Source organism: Cognatishimia sp. 1_MG-2023 (genome assembly GCF_030548175.1).
In the GTDB taxonomy this organism is placed as follows: domain Bacteria; phylum Pseudomonadota; class Alphaproteobacteria; order Rhodobacterales; family Rhodobacteraceae; genus Cognatishimia.
In genome coordinates, this window is sequence record NZ_JAUORX010000004.1 from 243,100 (window position 1) to 258,516 (window position 15,417).

The 15,417-nt window shown below is 53.0% G+C and carries 12 protein-coding genes; 4 read left to right on the top strand and 8 right to left on the bottom strand.

Annotation, left to right across the window (positions count from 1 at the left end):
- Positions 1-81: 81 nt before the first annotated feature.
- On the bottom strand, positions 82-2,778 hold the full coding sequence (gene secA, locus Q4544_RS08875) for a preprotein translocase subunit SecA (RefSeq protein ID WP_303505459.1): 2,697 nt from the start codon (positions 2,776-2,778) through the stop codon (positions 82-84).
- Positions 2,779-2,949: 171 nt separating this feature from the next.
- Between secA and Q4544_RS08880 the strand changes: the two genes are divergently transcribed.
- Genes Q4544_RS08880 through mutT form a run of 3 tightly spaced genes read left to right on the top strand, consistent with a single transcriptional unit; the run spans position 2,950 to position 5,451 of the window.
- A complete protein-coding gene (locus Q4544_RS08880) occupies positions 2,950-3,801 on the top strand; it encodes a peptidylprolyl isomerase (protein ID WP_303505461.1) in 852 nt (283 codons plus the stop codon).
- 1 nt (position 3,802) lies between these two features.
- Positions 3,803-5,032 (top strand): bifunctional glutamate N-acetyltransferase/amino-acid acetyltransferase ArgJ, encoded by a 1,230-nt coding sequence (gene argJ, locus Q4544_RS08885; RefSeq protein ID WP_303505462.1) that lies wholly within the window; start codon positions 3,803-3,805, stop codon positions 5,030-5,032.
- Between the two features lie 20 nt (positions 5,033-5,052).
- The gene (mutT, locus tag Q4544_RS08890; protein WP_303505464.1) at positions 5,053-5,451 is read left to right on the top strand and encodes an 8-oxo-dGTP diphosphatase MutT; all 399 of its coding nucleotides are present in this window, start codon (positions 5,053-5,055) and stop codon (positions 5,449-5,451) included.
- 372 nt (positions 5,452-5,823) lie between these two features.
- On the opposite strand, the gene infB is transcribed toward mutT, so the two are convergent.
- Genes infB through rimP form a run of 4 tightly spaced genes read right to left on the bottom strand, consistent with a single transcriptional unit; the run spans position 5,824 to position 11,185 of the window.
- On the bottom strand, positions 5,824-8,331 hold the full coding sequence (gene infB / locus Q4544_RS08895; protein ID WP_303505466.1) for a translation initiation factor IF-2: 2,508 nt from the start codon (positions 8,329-8,331) through the stop codon (positions 5,824-5,826).
- The gene (locus Q4544_RS08900; RefSeq protein ID WP_303505468.1) at positions 8,328-8,960 is read right to left on the bottom strand and encodes an RNA-binding protein; all 633 of its coding nucleotides are present in this window, start codon (positions 8,958-8,960) and stop codon (positions 8,328-8,330) included. The genes infB and Q4544_RS08900 overlap by 4 nt, the downstream gene beginning before the upstream one ends.
- Before the next feature lie 26 nt (positions 8,961-8,986).
- Entirely contained in the window at positions 8,987-10,609 is a 1,623-nt protein-coding gene (gene nusA, locus Q4544_RS08905) for a transcription termination factor NusA (protein ID WP_303505470.1), read from the bottom strand.
- Positions 10,610-11,185, bottom strand: coding sequence for a ribosome maturation factor RimP (gene rimP, locus Q4544_RS08910; RefSeq protein WP_303505472.1), 576 nt, complete (start codon positions 11,183-11,185; stop codon positions 10,610-10,612).
- Positions 11,186-11,408: 223 nt separating this feature from the next.
- Between rimP and Q4544_RS08915 the strand changes: the two genes are divergently transcribed.
- Complete coding sequence (locus Q4544_RS08915; protein ID WP_303505474.1) at positions 11,409-12,134, top strand: hypothetical protein; 726 nt, start codon at positions 11,409-11,411, stop codon at positions 12,132-12,134.
- On the opposite strand, the gene Q4544_RS08920 is transcribed toward Q4544_RS08915, so the two are convergent.
- The 3 genes from Q4544_RS08920 to pip form a co-directional block, all read right to left on the bottom strand.
- Positions 12,089-12,709 (bottom strand): CDGSH iron-sulfur domain-containing protein, encoded by a 621-nt coding sequence (locus tag Q4544_RS08920; protein WP_303505476.1) that lies wholly within the window; start codon positions 12,707-12,709, stop codon positions 12,089-12,091. The genes Q4544_RS08915 and Q4544_RS08920 overlap by 46 nt on opposite strands.
- A gap of 97 nt (positions 12,710-12,806) precedes the next feature.
- Entirely contained in the window at positions 12,807-14,345 is a 1,539-nt protein-coding gene (locus tag Q4544_RS08925; protein ID WP_303505478.1) for an ABC transporter substrate-binding protein, read from the bottom strand.
- A 78-nt stretch (positions 14,346-14,423) separates the two neighbouring features.
- Positions 14,424-15,395 carry a prolyl aminopeptidase gene (pip, locus tag Q4544_RS08930; RefSeq protein WP_303505480.1) on the bottom strand — a complete coding sequence of 324 codons (972 nt, stop codon included), beginning with the start codon at positions 15,393-15,395 and terminating at the stop codon, positions 14,424-14,426.
- Positions 15,396-15,417: the final 22 nt, after the last annotated feature.

A 15,417-nucleotide genomic window follows, 5' to 3' on the forward strand; every position in this document is an offset into this window, starting at 1 on the left:
AACAACGCAAACCGTGCCCACAAAAAAGGGCGCCGCTGTGGCGCCCTTGTGAAGAAATTCGTTTTTATTAAGGCAAATCGCTTAGGCGAGCTTGCCATGGCAATGCTTGAACTTTTCGCCAGAACCGCATGGGCAGGCGTCATTTCGGCCCGGATTTCCCCATGTGCTTGGATCATCTTCATCGAAGCCCGCGATTAATGGTTCGTTGTCAGTTGCCGCCGGTTTAGGAGCAGCCGCTTGAGCCACAGCAGCCTGACGGGCCTGCATTTCAGCGATCATGTTACGCTGCTCTTCCTCAGTCAGCGGACGGATTTGACCCAAGTTACGGGTCACGTCCACGCGCAGGGTGTCGAGCATGGTTTCAAACAGTTGGAACGCTTCATTCTTATATTCGTTCAACGGATCACGCTGTGCGTAGCCACGGAAACCTACAACTGAACGCAGGTGTTCAAGCGTCAACAGGTGCTCGCGCCATTTGTTATCAATGATCTGCAGCAAAATTTGCTTTTCGATGTTGCGCAGCTGCTCTGGACCGAATTGAACGGCTTTTTGCGCCATCAGTTCGTCAGATGCATTTTCAAGGCGCTCTTGGATGTCTTCGTCATCCACACCCTCTTCGCCAGCCCATTCAACGACGGGCACGTCGATAGACAGCTGCTCTTTGCAGGCAGAGTAAAGACCTTCGGTGTCCCACTGGTCGGCGTAGGATTTTGGCGGCATGTATTGATCAACGAGGTCCGCGATCACGTCGTGGCGCATATCCTTGACGATTTCCGACAAGTCCTCTGATTCCATGATTTCGCGGCGCTGCGAGAAGATCACCTTACGCTGATCGTTCATCACGTCATCGAATTTCAATAGCTGTTTACGGATGTCGAAGTTACGACCTTCGACTTTTGCCTGCGCGCGTTCGAGGGATTTGTTCACCCATGGATGAACAATCGCCTCGCCTTCTTTCATTCCTAGCGTCGACAGAACTTTGTCGAGACGGTCAGAGCCAAAGATACGCATAAGGTCATCTTCGAGGGACAAGTAGAAAGAAGAGCGGCCCGGGTCACCCTGACGGCCGGAACGGCCACGCAGCTGGTTATCAATGCGGCGGCTTTCGTGACGTTCTGTCGCCAGAACGAACAGGCCACCAGCGGCTTTTACAGCGTCTTCATCGGCTTTATGACCGTCTTCGATACGTGCGCGAATTTCGTCTGGGTTGCCATCGGGATCTGCAGCAATCGCTTCCATGATCTTGAATTCAACGTTGCCACCCAATTTGATGTCGGTCCCACGGCCGGCCATGTTGGTCGCGATGGTTACGGCGCCAAGCTTACCCGCGTCTGCAACGATCTGCGCTTCTTGCTCGTGCTGTCGAGCGTTCAGAACGTTGTGCTTGATGCCTTCTTTTTCCAGCATCTGCGACAGCAGTTCGGATTTCTCGATAGAGGTGGTGCCGACCAACGTTGGCTGGCCTTTGGCGCTGGCCTCTTTGACGGTTTCTACGATGGCGTTGAATTTTTCTTGTGCTGTCCGATAGACCGCATCGTCATCGTCAACACGGGCGATAGGACGGTTTGTCGGGACTTCGACAACACCCAGACCGTAGATTTCTGCGAATTCTTCTGCTTCGGTCAACGCGGTACCGGTCATCCCGCCCAGCTTGTCATACAGACGGAAGTAGTTCTGGAAGGTCACCTGCGCCAAAGTCACATTTTCTGGCTGGATGCCGACGTTTTCTTTGGCTTCGATGGCTTGGTGGAGACCGTCGGACAAACGGCGACCAGCCATCATACGGCCGGTGAATTCATCGATCAGAACGATCTGGCCATCGCGTACGATATAATCTTTGTCTCGGGTAAAGAGCTTATGCGCGCGCAGACCTTGGTTCACGTGGTGAACAATGGTCGTGCTTTCTGGGTCGTAGAGTGATTGACCGTCAGGCAAGATCCCTTTGGCTTTCAACTGCTCTTCGAGCCAATCGTTGCCTTCATCGGTGAAGGAGACGTTGCGGGTCTTTTCATCGAGTGTGTAGTGCTCGTCATCAATGCCAGGAATGACCGCATCAATGGTTTGATACATTTCTGTGCGATCTTCAGCCGGACCAGAGATGATCAGCGGAGTCCTCGCTTCGTCGATGAGGATCGAGTCAACTTCATCGACAATCGCGAAATGGTGGTGCTTTTGCGAAATCTGGTTCAGCTCGGATTTCATGTTGTCGCGCAGGTAGTCAAAGCCCAGCTCGTTGTTTGTGGCGTAGGTCACGTCACATCCGTAGGCTTCTAGCTTTTCGCCTTCGGGCTGCTGCGGGTAAATCACGCCAGTGGTCATGCCCAAGGCGCCGTAGACTTTGCTCATCCATTCGGCGTCGCGTTTTGCGAGGTAGTCGTTGACGGTGACGATGTGCACGCCTTTGCCGGTCAGCGCATTCAGATATGCCGGGAATGTCGCAACAAGGGTTTTACCCTCGCCGGTTTTCATTTCCGAAATATTGCCCTGATGCAAAAAGATGCCGCCCATCAGCTGGGTGTCAAAGGCCCGTAGACCGAGCGCGCGCTTTGCAGCCTCGCGGCAGTTGGCAAATGCCTCTGGCAAGATGCTGTCGAGCGCTTCGCCTTCGGCAACCCGCATTTTGTATTCAGCGGTTTTTTCGATCAGCTGTTCATCTGTCAGCTTAACGAATTCTTCTTCCAACGCGTTGATCTTGGCAACGATCGGTCGGGTGTTTTTAATCTTGCGGTCGTTCGGTGTGCCGAAGACCTTTGCGCTCAATTTTCCAAAACCCAACATGTGCTGATGTCCTTTGTTGACAATTTCTTGCGCCGCTTATGCTTGCCCGTCTTGTCCCCTGCTCATACAAACAGGACAAAGAACTATTGCTCCGGCCTCAAAGCGATGTAAGGGGCCTATATAACAGTGTCAACGTCGCCAACGACTGCGGCAACAGCCAAGGACTAAACAATGTCAAAAACACTCAATTTTCTGCGCGGTACTGCGGTTGCTCTTTTGCTTGCAACACCAGCGTTTTCTGACGATTCGGTCAATGCAAACACAGTTGTTGCAACTGTAAACGGCGCTGACATCACGTTGGGCCAAATGCTTGCCGTCAAGGAAACTTTGAACGAGCAGTATCAATCACTTCCAGATGACGTTTTGTTTAACGGCATTTTAGATCAGTTGATTCAGCAATCATTGTTGGCACAGAGCTTTGGTGGCGACACACCAAAGCGCGTTGAATTGGCCTTACAGAACCAGCGCCTTGCGCTGATGTCCGCCGAAGTTCTGCAAGAGTTGATCGCGGCAAAAGTAGACGATGCAGCGGTTCAGGCAGCCTATGATGCGCAGTATGCTGATTATGAAGGCAGCCGTGAATTCAACGCATCGCATATCTTGGTTGCATCTGAAGAAGAAGCGGCCACGATTGCAACGGAAATTCGCGATGGCGCTGACTTTGCTACGACCGCAAAAGAGAAATCCACTGGCCCATCCGGCCCAGGTGGTGGCGAATTGGGTTGGTTTGGCGCAGGTCAAATGGTTCCACCGTTTGAAGAAGCAGTTGCCAAGCTTGAAACCGGTCAGGTTTCTGACCCTGTGGAAACTCAATTCGGTTGGCATGTGATCAAACTGAACGACACACGTTTGCAACAAGCGCCAGCATTGGATGAAGTTCGTCAGCAGATTGAAGGTGAAGTACAGCGGACCGTGATTGATGCGGAACTGGCGCGCCTGACTGAAAATGGCGAAATTTCCAAGACTGTTGCCGAGGGAATGGACCCAAGCATCTTGAAACAAAGCGATCTGCTGGAGAACTAAGTTGGCAACTATCGATTCTGTTTCGCCGCTGGCACCTACCAGCTTTCCAGACCTGCCTGAGATTCAGGGCGTCGAATTCGCGGCCGTGGCTGCGGGGATAAAGTATGAGGGACGCAAAGATGTGACCCTGATCCGATTGGCGCCAGGAAGCACCGTAGCGGGGACGTTTACTAAGTCATCCACGCGATCTGCGAATGTGTTGGATTGCCAAGCGAAAGTTGGGATCGATTGCGATAAGGGCGCGGCCTTTATCATCAACTCGGGCAATTCGAATGCCTTTACGGGGCGAGCGGGTGAAAACTCGGTCGCCGCGATCTGTGAGGCTGTTGCTGCGGAAACCGGGTTGTCAGCGGATCGGGTGTTTACTTCTTCGACAGGAGTGATTGGCGAACGGTTGCCACATGACCGCATCACGTCAAAGGTCGCGGAGCTGTCGGCTGGCCTATCTGTGGATGGCATCGAAGACGCTGCGCAGGCAATTATGACGACTGACACCTTCGCCAAGGGCGCCTCAGCTGAGGTTGAGATTGGCGGCAAGTTGGTCAAAATCGCAGGGATTGCGAAAGGCTCAGGCATGATCGCGCCAGATATGGCGACGATGCTGGTTTATATATTTACGGATGCAAAGGTGTCGCGGCCTGTACTGCAAGCGATGCTGTCAGAGCTAACGGATAAGACCTTTAACTGCATCACGGTAGATAGTGACACTTCGACATCGGACACGCTGTTAATGGGGGCAACAGGCGCTTCTGGTGTTGATGTATCCGCGGGCGATGCGGCCTTTAGGGGCGCGCTGCATGGCGTGATGCAAGAACTGTCCCACCTTGTTGTGAAAGATGGTGAAGGCGCGACCAAATTCGTTGAAGTTTCTGTAACTGGTGCAGCAAATGACGCAGATGCGCGGACACATGCGTTGGCAATTGCGAACTCACCGTTGGTCAAAACAGCCATTGCGGGTGAAGATCCGAACTGGGGTCGCGTTGTTATGGCAATTGGCAAATCGGGTGCAGCGGCTGATCGCGATTTACTGTCGATCAAATTTGGCGACATTCTCGTTGCTGAAAAGGGCTGGGTCTCTGCTAATTATAGCGAAGAAGCTGGCGCCAACTATATGAAGGCACAAGAGCTAACGATCAGTGTTGATCTGGGCTTGGGAAGCGGTGAAGCCACTGTTTGGACCTGTGATTTGACCCACGGCTATATCTCTATCAACGCGGATTATCGCTCTTAATTTTGTCGGAGGCTTAGGCCATGAAAACGGTGCTTGTGTCAGCGGTTGCGCTGATTGATCGCGATGGGCGGGTGCTGTTGGCACAGCGTCCTGAAGGCAAGTCGATGGCTGGTCTTTGGGAATTTCCCGGCGGAAAAATTGAGGATGGCGAAACACCTGAAGTCGCTTTGATTCGCGAACTTCAAGAAGAACTGGGCATTGATACGTGGGAGAGTTGTTTGGCCCCGCTGACCTTCGCGTCACACACGTATGAGACGTTTCATCTGTTGATGCCTGTGTTCGCTTGCCGCAAGTGGTCCGGCACTCCGGTCGCGAACGAAGGGCAGACGCTTAAGTGGGTTTATCCAAAGGATTTTCGTGACTATCCCATGCCGCCGGCGGATATTCCATTGATCCCAATTTTGCGGGACTGGCTGTAAAACTTGCCTTTAATTGGCTCTTTAACGTCCAATTTACTCAATTTTGGTAGGCATTCTTCCGATTTGCGAATACTAAATAAAGAACAAGATGCCAGTCTGGGGCAAAACTCTTATACACATTCAACTTGTCAATCAGTCTGGGGGGATTGGACATGCTGAGAACTATTACGCTAGGAAGCTGCATTTCTGTGCAGGGTTTGTTTGTTAAAGCCCTGCCGAATGGGTTGATTCAGGTGCGTGTTGGGCAAACTTTCTATCAAGGTAAGCCTGTCTAAACCTGCGCTCTAAGCCGTTCCGCAAATCATAGTTTGTAAACGAAAAACGCCGCCTCATCTCTGAGGCGGCGTTTTCTATTTCAAGATCAAGACTGGATTAGTCGAGAGTACGTGTGACTTCTTCGCGTTCGAAGATTTCGATCACATCGCCTGCGCGGATGTCTTCGTAGTTTTCGAAGGCCATACCACATTCTTGACCAGACTGAACTTCTGGCACTTCGTCTTTGAAGCGCTTCAGTGTCTTCAGTGTGCCCTCGTGGATAACCACGTTGTCGCGCAGCAAGCGAACGCCTGCGGAACGGCGCGCAACACCTTCGGTAACCAAGCAACCAGCAACTTTGCCGACGTTGGATACTTTGAACACGTCTTTGATATTCGCGTACCCGATGAAGTTTTCTTTGATCTCGTTAGAGAGCAAGCCAGATGCCGCTGCTTTTACGTCATCCACAAGGTCATAAATGACCGAGTAGTAACGAATTTCTACGCCTTTTTGGTTCGCAGTGTTGCGAGCGGAGGCATTGGCACGAACGTTAAAGCCCATGACCGGCGCACCGGATGCTTCAGCAAGGCCGATGTCAGATTCAGTGATCGCACCAACACCGGAGTGTAGGACACGAACGCGAACTTCGTCGTTGCCGATTTTTTCCATCGCCTGAACGATCGCTTCGGCAGAACCTTGAACGTCAGCTTTGACCAAGATCGGCAGCTCAGAGACGTCAACGTCGTCCTTAGCTTTCTGCATCAGCTGTTCCAGCGTTGTCGCTGCGCCAGCTGCTGCGCGCTTATCTTTCGCCGCTTGCTCACGGTATTCCGCAATCTCACGTGCCTGTGCTTCGGTGTCAGTAACGTTCAGAACGTCACCAGCTTCTGGAGTGCCGTTAAGACCCAGAACCTCTACCGGTACGGATGGGCCTGCTTCTTGAACACGATCGCCCTTGTCGTTGATCAGTGCACGGACTTTACCGTACTGCTCACCCACAACAAAAATATCGCCTTGGCGAAGTGTCCCTTTTTGAACCAGAACGGTTGCAACAGGACCACGGCCAACATCAAGCTGCGCCTCGATCACGGCACCTTGGGCGGCGCGATCTGGGTTGGCTTTCAGTTCGAGAATCTCAGACTGCAGCGCAATCGCTTCGAGCAATTCGTCTAGGCCCTGACCGGTAACGGCAGAAACTTCGACGTCTTGAACTTCGCCAGACATTGCTTCGACGATAACTTCGTGTTGCAGAAGTTCTGCACGCACTTTGTTCGGGTCAGCGGCTGGTTTATCAATTTTGTTGATCGCCACGATCATTGGCACTTCGGCCGCTTTCGCGTGGTTAATCGCTTCGATGGTCTGCGGCATAACCGAGTCATCTGCTGCAACAACCAGAACAACGATGTCTGTTACCTGAGCACCACGGGACCGCATAGACGTAAACGCCGCGTGGCCCGGAGTATCGAGGAACGACAGTGTTGTGCCGCTATCGGTTGTGACCTGATACGCACCAATGTGCTGCGTAATACCACCCGCTTCACCAGCAACAACTTTCGCGTCGCGGATCGCATCCAAGAGGGATGTTTTACCGTGGTCAACGTGGCCCATGATGGTGATAACCGGTGGGCGCGATGTCAGGTCTTCTTCTTTTTCTTCAACATCAGTGATTACGTCTTCGACATCAGCGTCTGAAACGCGAACCACTTTGTGGCCGAATTCTTCGATGATCAGTTCCGCAGTATCCGCGTCTAGCGCTTGGTTCTGCGTTACCATCATGCCCATATTCATGAGTGACTTAACAACGTCAGCCACACGCTCGGCCATACGGTTCGCCAATTCAGAAACCACGATGGATTCTGGCAATTGAACGTCACGAATTACCTTTTCGCGCTCAACAGTACCGCCCATCGCCTTTTGGCGTGCACGTTCCTGCTTCCGCTTCATGGCGGCCATAGATTTTTGACGTCCGCCTGCACCACCGGTTGCTTGGCTGAGGGTCAGCTTGCCGGAACGGCGCGCATCGTCTTGGCCACGGTTACGAGCGTTACGATCACGTTCGCGATCTGCCTTGCGTGGTGTCGCAGCCGGCAATGGCTTGTTAGACAAGTCACGCTTTGGACCAGGCGCAGCACGCGCGGCCGGAGCCTCTGCAGCGGGAGCTGCTTTTTCGGCAGCGGCGCGCTTGGCAGCTTCTTCCTGCTCACGTTTTTTCTGTGCTTCAGCTTCAGCCTTTTCACGAGCGCGTTCTTCAGCTTCGCGCTGTTCGCGTTCTTTGGCTTCCATCTCGGCACGGCGGCGCGCGCGCTGTTCATCGCGTGCTTTTTCTTCTGCAGCGCGACGCTCGTTGTCTTCTGCTTCGCGTGCTTTCGCTGCCTGAAGTGCCTTCAGACGGCGTGCCATTTCAACATCAGTGATGCCCGCTGGACGTTTGGACGGGTCACCGCCTGGACGGCCGCTGACGGCCCCCTTAGCTGCTGCGCCGGGTTTCGGAACCACAACGCGCTTGCGTTTGGTCTCAACCACGACGTTTTTGGTCCGGCCATGGCTGAAGCTTTGCTTTACATTGCCCGGACGAGCACCTGCGCCACCTAGGCCCAATGTCTTTTTACCGTCGTTATCGCTCATGAAGCTGTCTTACCCTTTCCGACGACCCCTGCCGCCGTAATTTCGCGTACGCCCTTTAGTCTTTGGGCTTCCTCTACAACTCTTTTCGTGAGTCCGCCAGACGCAAGCGCCCCATGGATCACGTTTTGTCGCCCAAATGCTATTCCAAGCTCTTCGGCTGTAAGCCAACCGATGTAGCTGCCATAGTGAGGCGTACTGAGTTTAGTCTTGCCGCGGCCTGAACCGTCCACAGCTTGTATAAGAACCTCGGCCACCTCTTTTGAGAGCCAGTCCTTCACTTTTTCATAACCAGTGACTGCGTCACCGGATTTGCGCGCCATGCTGATCAAATCAACCACGCGGCGCACAAGTTGCCGTTCGACATCGTCAACCAAAGTTGCCGTCGCCTTGACCGGCTGTTTTGCAGCGCGGGAAAAGAGACCTTTGGTGGCGGCCTTTTCAATGGCCGCCCGATCAGCAGAAACCCACATGCCACGGCCAGGCAATTTACCCATCACATCCGGATAAACCGTATCATCAGGACCGACGACGAAACGCACCAGCCCAAACTTGGGCTGTGTCTCGCCAGTGGCGATACATTTGCGTTCCGGGCCATCTTCCCGAATTTTAGTTTGTCCACCGCGTGCCATGCTGTGCTGTTCCTTTAGGACCTAAATTAGGCCTCTGACTCTTGTGTTTCTTCGCCTTCAACGGCGTCTTCGTCTTGGGAGCCAAGAAGCTCTTCTGGGTCAACCCAGCCCAATACAACACGTGCTGTCATGACCATGTCTTGCGCAGTTTCCAGAGTCATACCGAATGGTTCTAGGATACCGTCGTCTTTGACACGTTGGCCTTCGTTGGTAGTCCAGCCACCGGCCAGTTCCCAATCGGCGCAGGTTGCGAAGTCTTCGAGTGTTTTCACATCGTCTTTCGCAAGTGCTTCGATCATTTGTGGTGTCAGACCTTCGAAAGCGATCAAGCTGTCTTCGGCACCCAGCGCGCGCGCTGCGTCCAAAGCGGCTTTGGCTTCTGCTTCGAGGTGATCCCGAGCTCGTGCCTGAAGTTCGCCTGCGGTTGCTTCGTCGATACCTTCGATAACCAGCAGCTCGTCGACTTCGACATAAGCAACTTCTTCGAGGTTGGTGAAGCCTTCGGCAACCAACAACTGAGCGAAGAACTCGTCAACATCCAACGCATCCACAAACAACTTAGTGCGGATTTCGAATTCTTTTTGACGACGTGCAGATTCCTCTGCTTCGGTCATGATGTCGATGTCTAGGTTCGTCAGCTGAGAGGCCAGACGCACGTTTTGACCGCGGCGGCCAATTGCAAGTGACAGCTGCTCTTCTGGAACAACAACTTCGATTTTGCCGGCTTCTTCATCCAGAACAACCTTGGAAACCTCGGCTGGCTGCAATGCGTTGACCAAGAATGTTGGCTGATCTTCATTCCAAGGAATGATGTCGATTTTCTCGCCCTGAAGTTCGTTAACAACGGCTTGAACACGAGAACCACGCATACCAACACAGGCACCAACTGGATCAATAGATCCGTCATGCGAGATTACCGCGATCTTTGCACGGGAACCCGGGTCACGGGCCACGGCTTTGATCTCGATGATGCCGTCATAGATTTCTGGCACTTCCATCTTGAACAGCTCTGCCATGAATTCTGGTGCTGTACGGGAAAGGAAGATTTGTGGGCCACGTGTTTCGCGACGCACATCTTTGATGAACACGCGGATACGGTCATTCGGGCGATAGGATTCGCGGCCGATTTTTTCGTTACGGCGCAGGATGGCTTCGCCACGACCCACGTCAACAATAACGTTGCCATATTCTTCGCGCTTAACCAGACCGTTGATGATCGTGCCGGCCTTGTCTTGGAATTCTTCGAACTGGCGATCACGCTCTGCTTCGCGGACCTTTTGCAGAATAACCTGTTTCGCGGATTGTGCCGCGATACGGCCGAGTTCTACCGGTGGGATTTCTTCCACATAGGTGTCACCGACTTCTGGGTTTTCCATGTACTGTTTAGCTTGATCAACAGTAAACTCAGCCTGGTAGTTTTCCAGCTCTTCGTCAGCTACGACGGTACGGACACGAGAGAATGTCGCACGACCGGTTTTGCGGTCGATGTTTACGCGAATGTCCATTTCAGCGCCGTAGCGAGATTTTGCAGCACGTGCGAGCGATTCTTCCATCGCTTCGACAACCAGACCAGGGTCGATCATCTTTTCGCGGGCCACAGCCTCAGCTGTTTGCAAAAGCTCTAACTGGTTTGCAGAGGTAATTGCCATTTAATCAGTCTCCTCAGAACCGGACTCGGTTTCGATGTCGTCAAAATTATCTTCGTTTAAGTTGCCGGCAGCTTTGCGCTGTTTCAGCATCTCGGCGATAAGCTCGTCTGTCAGGATCAGTTTGGCATCTGCCAACCAATCAAATTGCAGACCTACGGTCCCTTCGTCGATATTCACCAAAACTTCGTCGCCCTCGACACCAGCCAGAATACCGCGGAAGCGTTTCTGGCCATCAATCATCTCGGAGGTTTCAATTTTGGCGTCGTAGCCTTCAAAGTTCTCAAAATCTTTCAAGCGGGTCAGCGGGCGATCAATGCCCGGGCTGCCCACTTCAAGGACATAGGTTTCAACCAAAGGATCTTCGACATCCAGAACGGCGCTGATCGCATTGCTGATCTGCGCGCATTCATCAACTTCGATGCCACCTTCGGGGCGTTCTGCCATGATTTGCAGGGTGTTCGTTTTACCACCCAGCAACCGCAAACGCACAAGTTCGAACCCCAAGTCTTCGATGACAGGGGTGACAATCTCGGCGAGACGGCGATCAATCGCGGCTTTCGCAATCATGTTACTCATGAGTTTTGTCCAAACACAAAAAAACGGGCACGCGGCCCGTCGATCTTTCCCGGTGGAACACTTGGCCAGAGCCGAGCGCGCCGCTGTTGAGAGGGGATATACGAACTTGTTGCCGAGTCTGCAAGTGCTCTTCTGCGTTAACGGGTTGTTAAGGGTTTATGCGCCTCAATGATCTGGATTTGAACGCAATTCATTTTTAATAGATTTAGGCCAGCATTTCCCCATGGAGCCATCGAGTCAGCATCTTTACATCAAGACGTATTTTAATCTTCGATCCGCACTAGGGTTGATTGCCGCGGTTTTTCCGCTTGTTCTTTTACTTGGCGGTTATGTGACAGAGGGAAAGATACTGCCCTCTATCAGTGATTACTATTTCTCATCTATGCGGGATTTCGTTGTAGGGGCCCTTGTGGCCATTGGGATTTTCCTAATGGGATACAAAGGGCACGGGCGGCCAGAACAAAACTGGCGCGAAGATGTGATTGGGATATGGGCGGGAGCCGCCGCAATTGGGTTGGCGTTATTTCCGAACAAACCACACTCGATGGGGATAGAAACGTTTTTCCATGCGATCATGGATGACCGCATTTCTGTTGTCTTGCACTTCATGTCATCTTTTGTGTTTCTGACATCCCTAACAATTTTCTGCCTAAGCCGATTTGCACGGGATGCTACAGCCGGGCATCGCCGGATTTACCGGACATGCGGGTGGGCCATTATTGCGGCAGGTGTAGTGGCGACTTACGCCTCGTTTGTGCGGGCCTTTGATTGGTTCGAAGCGCGCGAATTGGTTGAGGCATGGAATATGATCTTTTGGCTAGAAGCGTTTGGAATTTGGGCATTCTGCCTGTCTTGGTTGGTCAAGGGACAAGCAGAACGCAGAAATGCAGTTATTCTAAATGATCAATCGTCGCGCCACTTGGCGTCACGGTGGGTGCCATCGCAATAGGGTTTGTTCCCCGATAGCCCGCAGCGACACAGAACGAATTTTCGATCCGACATATTTTCTGCCTGAGGTGGCACGGGGGATTGAACATCTAACACCCAATACGGCCCATTCTTTTCGATCTGGATTTGCGCACGTTCGGGCAACAGGTGCGGCTCGGACGTATCTGCAATTGATAGTGCACCGGATGGGCAAGCCGCTACGACTGCTTGGACATCTTCGACCGTCCCGTTGTCGGGCTGCACCCATGGCTTTTCAGCCGCGTTAAACACGTGTTTTACCAGCTTCCCGCATTGCGCAGCATGGGAACAAAGCAGCGGATTGAAATTCACAGAAATTTCTTTGCCGACATAGGTAATCAACCGGTCCCGTCCGGCGGGTGTACCACCGCGGCTTTCGAAACCAGCGTCTTTGTGGCTGCCGTCACAATAGGGTTTAGATTTGGATTGCCCGCAACGACATAAAGCCATGACCGGTTTGCATTCCACTTCGTTGCCTTGCGTGTCGCGCATATGCGTGATGCCTTTAACGACTAGTGGGCCGTTTTCGCGTTCTTCGATAATGGGAGTGTCGGACATGGCTTGTTTCCTTAGCTAAGACCTTTGTCCAAGCTTAGCCGCGAATGGTAGAATTCCAAAAAGGAAAGACTGTGCAGCGTTGCAGAAAGCGCTTGCGTTAGGTGAACCACCAACGTTCGATCATGCGGCCGCTGTCCATTTGGTGCAGATTGCCCAGCTTTGCCCCATAGGTCAGGCGGCTGTGATGTGCGTCCACGAAATTGGCGAACATTGGAATCAATGCACCACCTTCATCTGACATCAACGCTTGCATCTCGTGATACATGGCACGGCGTTTGCTGGTGGACAGCTCAGCACGCGCTGCGAGCAATAACTGCTGGAAATGCGCGTTGTCCCATTGCGTTTCGTTCCACGCAGCCCCGGTCTGAGACGAGGCGCTGAACATCCAATCCTCTGTCGCGCGACCTGACCAACCAGAGGTGCGCCATGCGGCATTGGCCCAAGTTTCTTGCCAATAGCCATCGGCGTTGGACGGTTGAATATGCACAGTAACGCCAGCATCCGCGGCGGAGGCGCGGAATAGATCAGCAGCTTGGGCAGCGCCCGGAAAGGCGACGTCTGAAATTTGCAGGTCGAGTTCAGAAACACCTGCACGGCGCAGGTAATGGCGCGCCTTGTCTGGGTCATAGTCATGACCAGTTAGATCTGCGGCGTAATACTGGTTTGCAGGGCCAATAGGATGATCATGCGCCACTTGTCCGTGTCCATTCAGAACGGATTGAACCAACTGAGGGCGGTTTATCGCATGCTTTAAGGCGCGGCGTAGGTTGATGTCGTGAAACGGGGCCTGATCGGCACGCATCGGAAAGCTGAAATGTTGATTGCCAGTAACTTCGGCCAGTTTCAGTTTTGGATTGCTTAGCAGTTTGGATTCTTGTTGCAGGTCAACTTGGTTCACCGCATCCACTTGCCCACGCATCAAGGCATTCATTCGCTGGGCCGGATCATTCATTGCGATAAGCTCTACCGCGTCAAACCAGCCTTCTTTGCCATCTTTGTAGTGGTCTTTGACCCGCGCCAGCATCGCACGCTTGCCCGGCTCAAACCGAATAACCTGGTAAAGACCTGTGCCTATACCATGCTGCATTGCCTCGGCGATATGACCAGCTGGGTAAATGCACAGGTGGTAATCGGCCAGCAAGAACGGGAAGTCCGCGTTAGGCGCAGCAAGGGTAAACCGCACTTCGTGGGCGCCGTTGCGCTGCATCTCAGTGATAGAAGAGACTATAGCGCGGACGGGAGAGGCGGCATTTGCATCCAAATGCAAGCGCAGGGAGGCTATGACATCCTCTGCCTCGAACGGTTTGCCGTTATGAAACTCGACACCCTTGCGCAGCTTAAACGTCCAGCTTTTGGCATCAGCAGATGCCTCCCAGCTTTCAGCCAATTCGCCGATCAGCTCACCACTGGCCGCGATTTGTGTCAGCGTGTCAAAGACCGCACCGTGACCGACCATAACCATAAATGCATCTATATGGCGGCGGCTGTCCCATGAATCGCTGGAATGTGCCCCGGCAACACCTAATCGCAATACACCACCACGTTTCGGGGCGGCATGCATCGGCAGGCCAGTCGCAGCCAAAATACCAGCGGCAGCGCCGGTTTTTAGTAAGCTACGTCTGTCTAGTCGCCTCATGCGATGGCCTTTGCGTTAATCTGCACCAAAGTAACAAAGCTTGGATTGGTCGGTTTTACAAGCGCACCCACGCAATATTTACATCCGCGCGAGGTCTTTCATGACATGCACAAGCTCTGAACTGATGCCCGGTTCGCTAAGGGCATGGCCCGCGTCGTGGATCATGCGCAGGCGCGCGTTAGGCCAACGTTTCGCAATTTCGTAGGCGGCGCGCGGGGGGCAGATCATGTCATAGCGACCCTGTACGATATAACCCGGAATATGGGCGATACGGTCCATATGCGCCAGAATTTGGCCGTCAAAGTCCAAGAAACCTGCGTTGGTGAAATAGTGATTTTCTAGCCGAGAAAAGGCCCGAGCATATTCCGCAGGAGGATGACCCGATGCGCCGTTTGATTGCATGGATGCCAATGCATTTTCCCATGCGGCCCATGCACGAGCGTATTTGACCTCTGTCTCGCGATCCCCAGAAAAGAGACGTTTGTGATAGGCACCGATCATGTCGCCGCGTTCATCTTCAGGGACAAGGGATTCGAATCGTGCCCATGTTTCTGGCCAGAATTGCCCAGCGCCACCGCCGTAGAACCAATCAAGTTCATGCTGCGTCATCAAAAAGACGCCGCGCAAAACCAGCGCAACAGGCCGTTCTGGGTGCGTTTGTGCGTAGAGCAAGGCCAAAGTCGCGCCCCAGCTGCCGCCAAACACGATCCATTGATCAATGTGCAGCGCATCGCGAATGCGTTCAATATCTGCAATCAAATGCCAAGTGGTGTTATTTTCAACAGAGGCGTGCGGCTTAGAGCGCCCACAACCGCGCTGATCAAACAAAATGATACGATAGACCGTCGGGTCAAAATACCGCCGCATCGCAGGGCTGCATCCGCCACCCGGTCCGCCGTGAAAGACAACGACGGGCATTCCGTTTGGATTGCCTGATTGTTCAACATAAATCTTGTGGCCGTCGCCCATATCCATCATGCGCTGGTCAAATGGTTCGACCGGCGGAAATAAATACTGGATTGCGCGTTTTTGACCCGAGTGTTTGTCCATAATCAATCTATATAGTATTGCG

What these genes read in the sequence shown, in the direction of transcription:
- secA (WP_303505459.1), bottom strand. Translation starts at nt 2,778, where the DNA reads ATGTTGGGTTTTGGAAAATTGAGCGCAAAGGTCTTCGGCACACCGAAC.
- Q4544_RS08880 (WP_303505461.1), top strand. Translation starts at nt 2,950, where the DNA reads ATGTCAAAAACACTCAATTTTCTGCGCGGTACTGCGGTTGCTCTTTTG.
- mutT (WP_303505464.1), top strand. Translation starts at nt 5,053, where the DNA reads ATGAAAACGGTGCTTGTGTCAGCGGTTGCGCTGATTGATCGCGATGGG.
- infB (WP_303505466.1), bottom strand. Translation starts at nt 8,331, where the DNA reads ATGAGCGATAACGACGGTAAAAAGACATTGGGCCTAGGTGGCGCAGGT.
- Q4544_RS08900 (WP_303505468.1), bottom strand. Translation starts at nt 8,960, where the DNA reads ATGGCACGCGGTGGACAAACTAAAATTCGGGAAGATGGCCCGGAACGC.
- nusA (WP_303505470.1), bottom strand. Translation starts at nt 10,609, where the DNA reads ATGGCAATTACCTCTGCAAACCAGTTAGAGCTTTTGCAAACAGCTGAG.
- rimP (WP_303505472.1), bottom strand. Translation starts at nt 11,185, where the DNA reads ATGAGTAACATGATTGCGAAAGCCGCGATTGATCGCCGTCTCGCCGAG.
- Q4544_RS08915 (WP_303505474.1), top strand. Translation starts at nt 11,409, where the DNA reads ATGGAGCCATCGAGTCAGCATCTTTACATCAAGACGTATTTTAATCTT.
- Q4544_RS08920 (WP_303505476.1), bottom strand. Translation starts at nt 12,709, where the DNA reads ATGTCCGACACTCCCATTATCGAAGAACGCGAAAACGGCCCACTAGTC.
- Q4544_RS08925 (WP_303505478.1), bottom strand. Translation starts at nt 14,345, where the DNA reads ATGAGGCGACTAGACAGACGTAGCTTACTAAAAACCGGCGCTGCCGCT.
- pip (WP_303505480.1), bottom strand. Translation starts at nt 15,395, where the DNA reads ATGGACAAACACTCGGGTCAAAAACGCGCAATCCAGTATTTATTTCCG.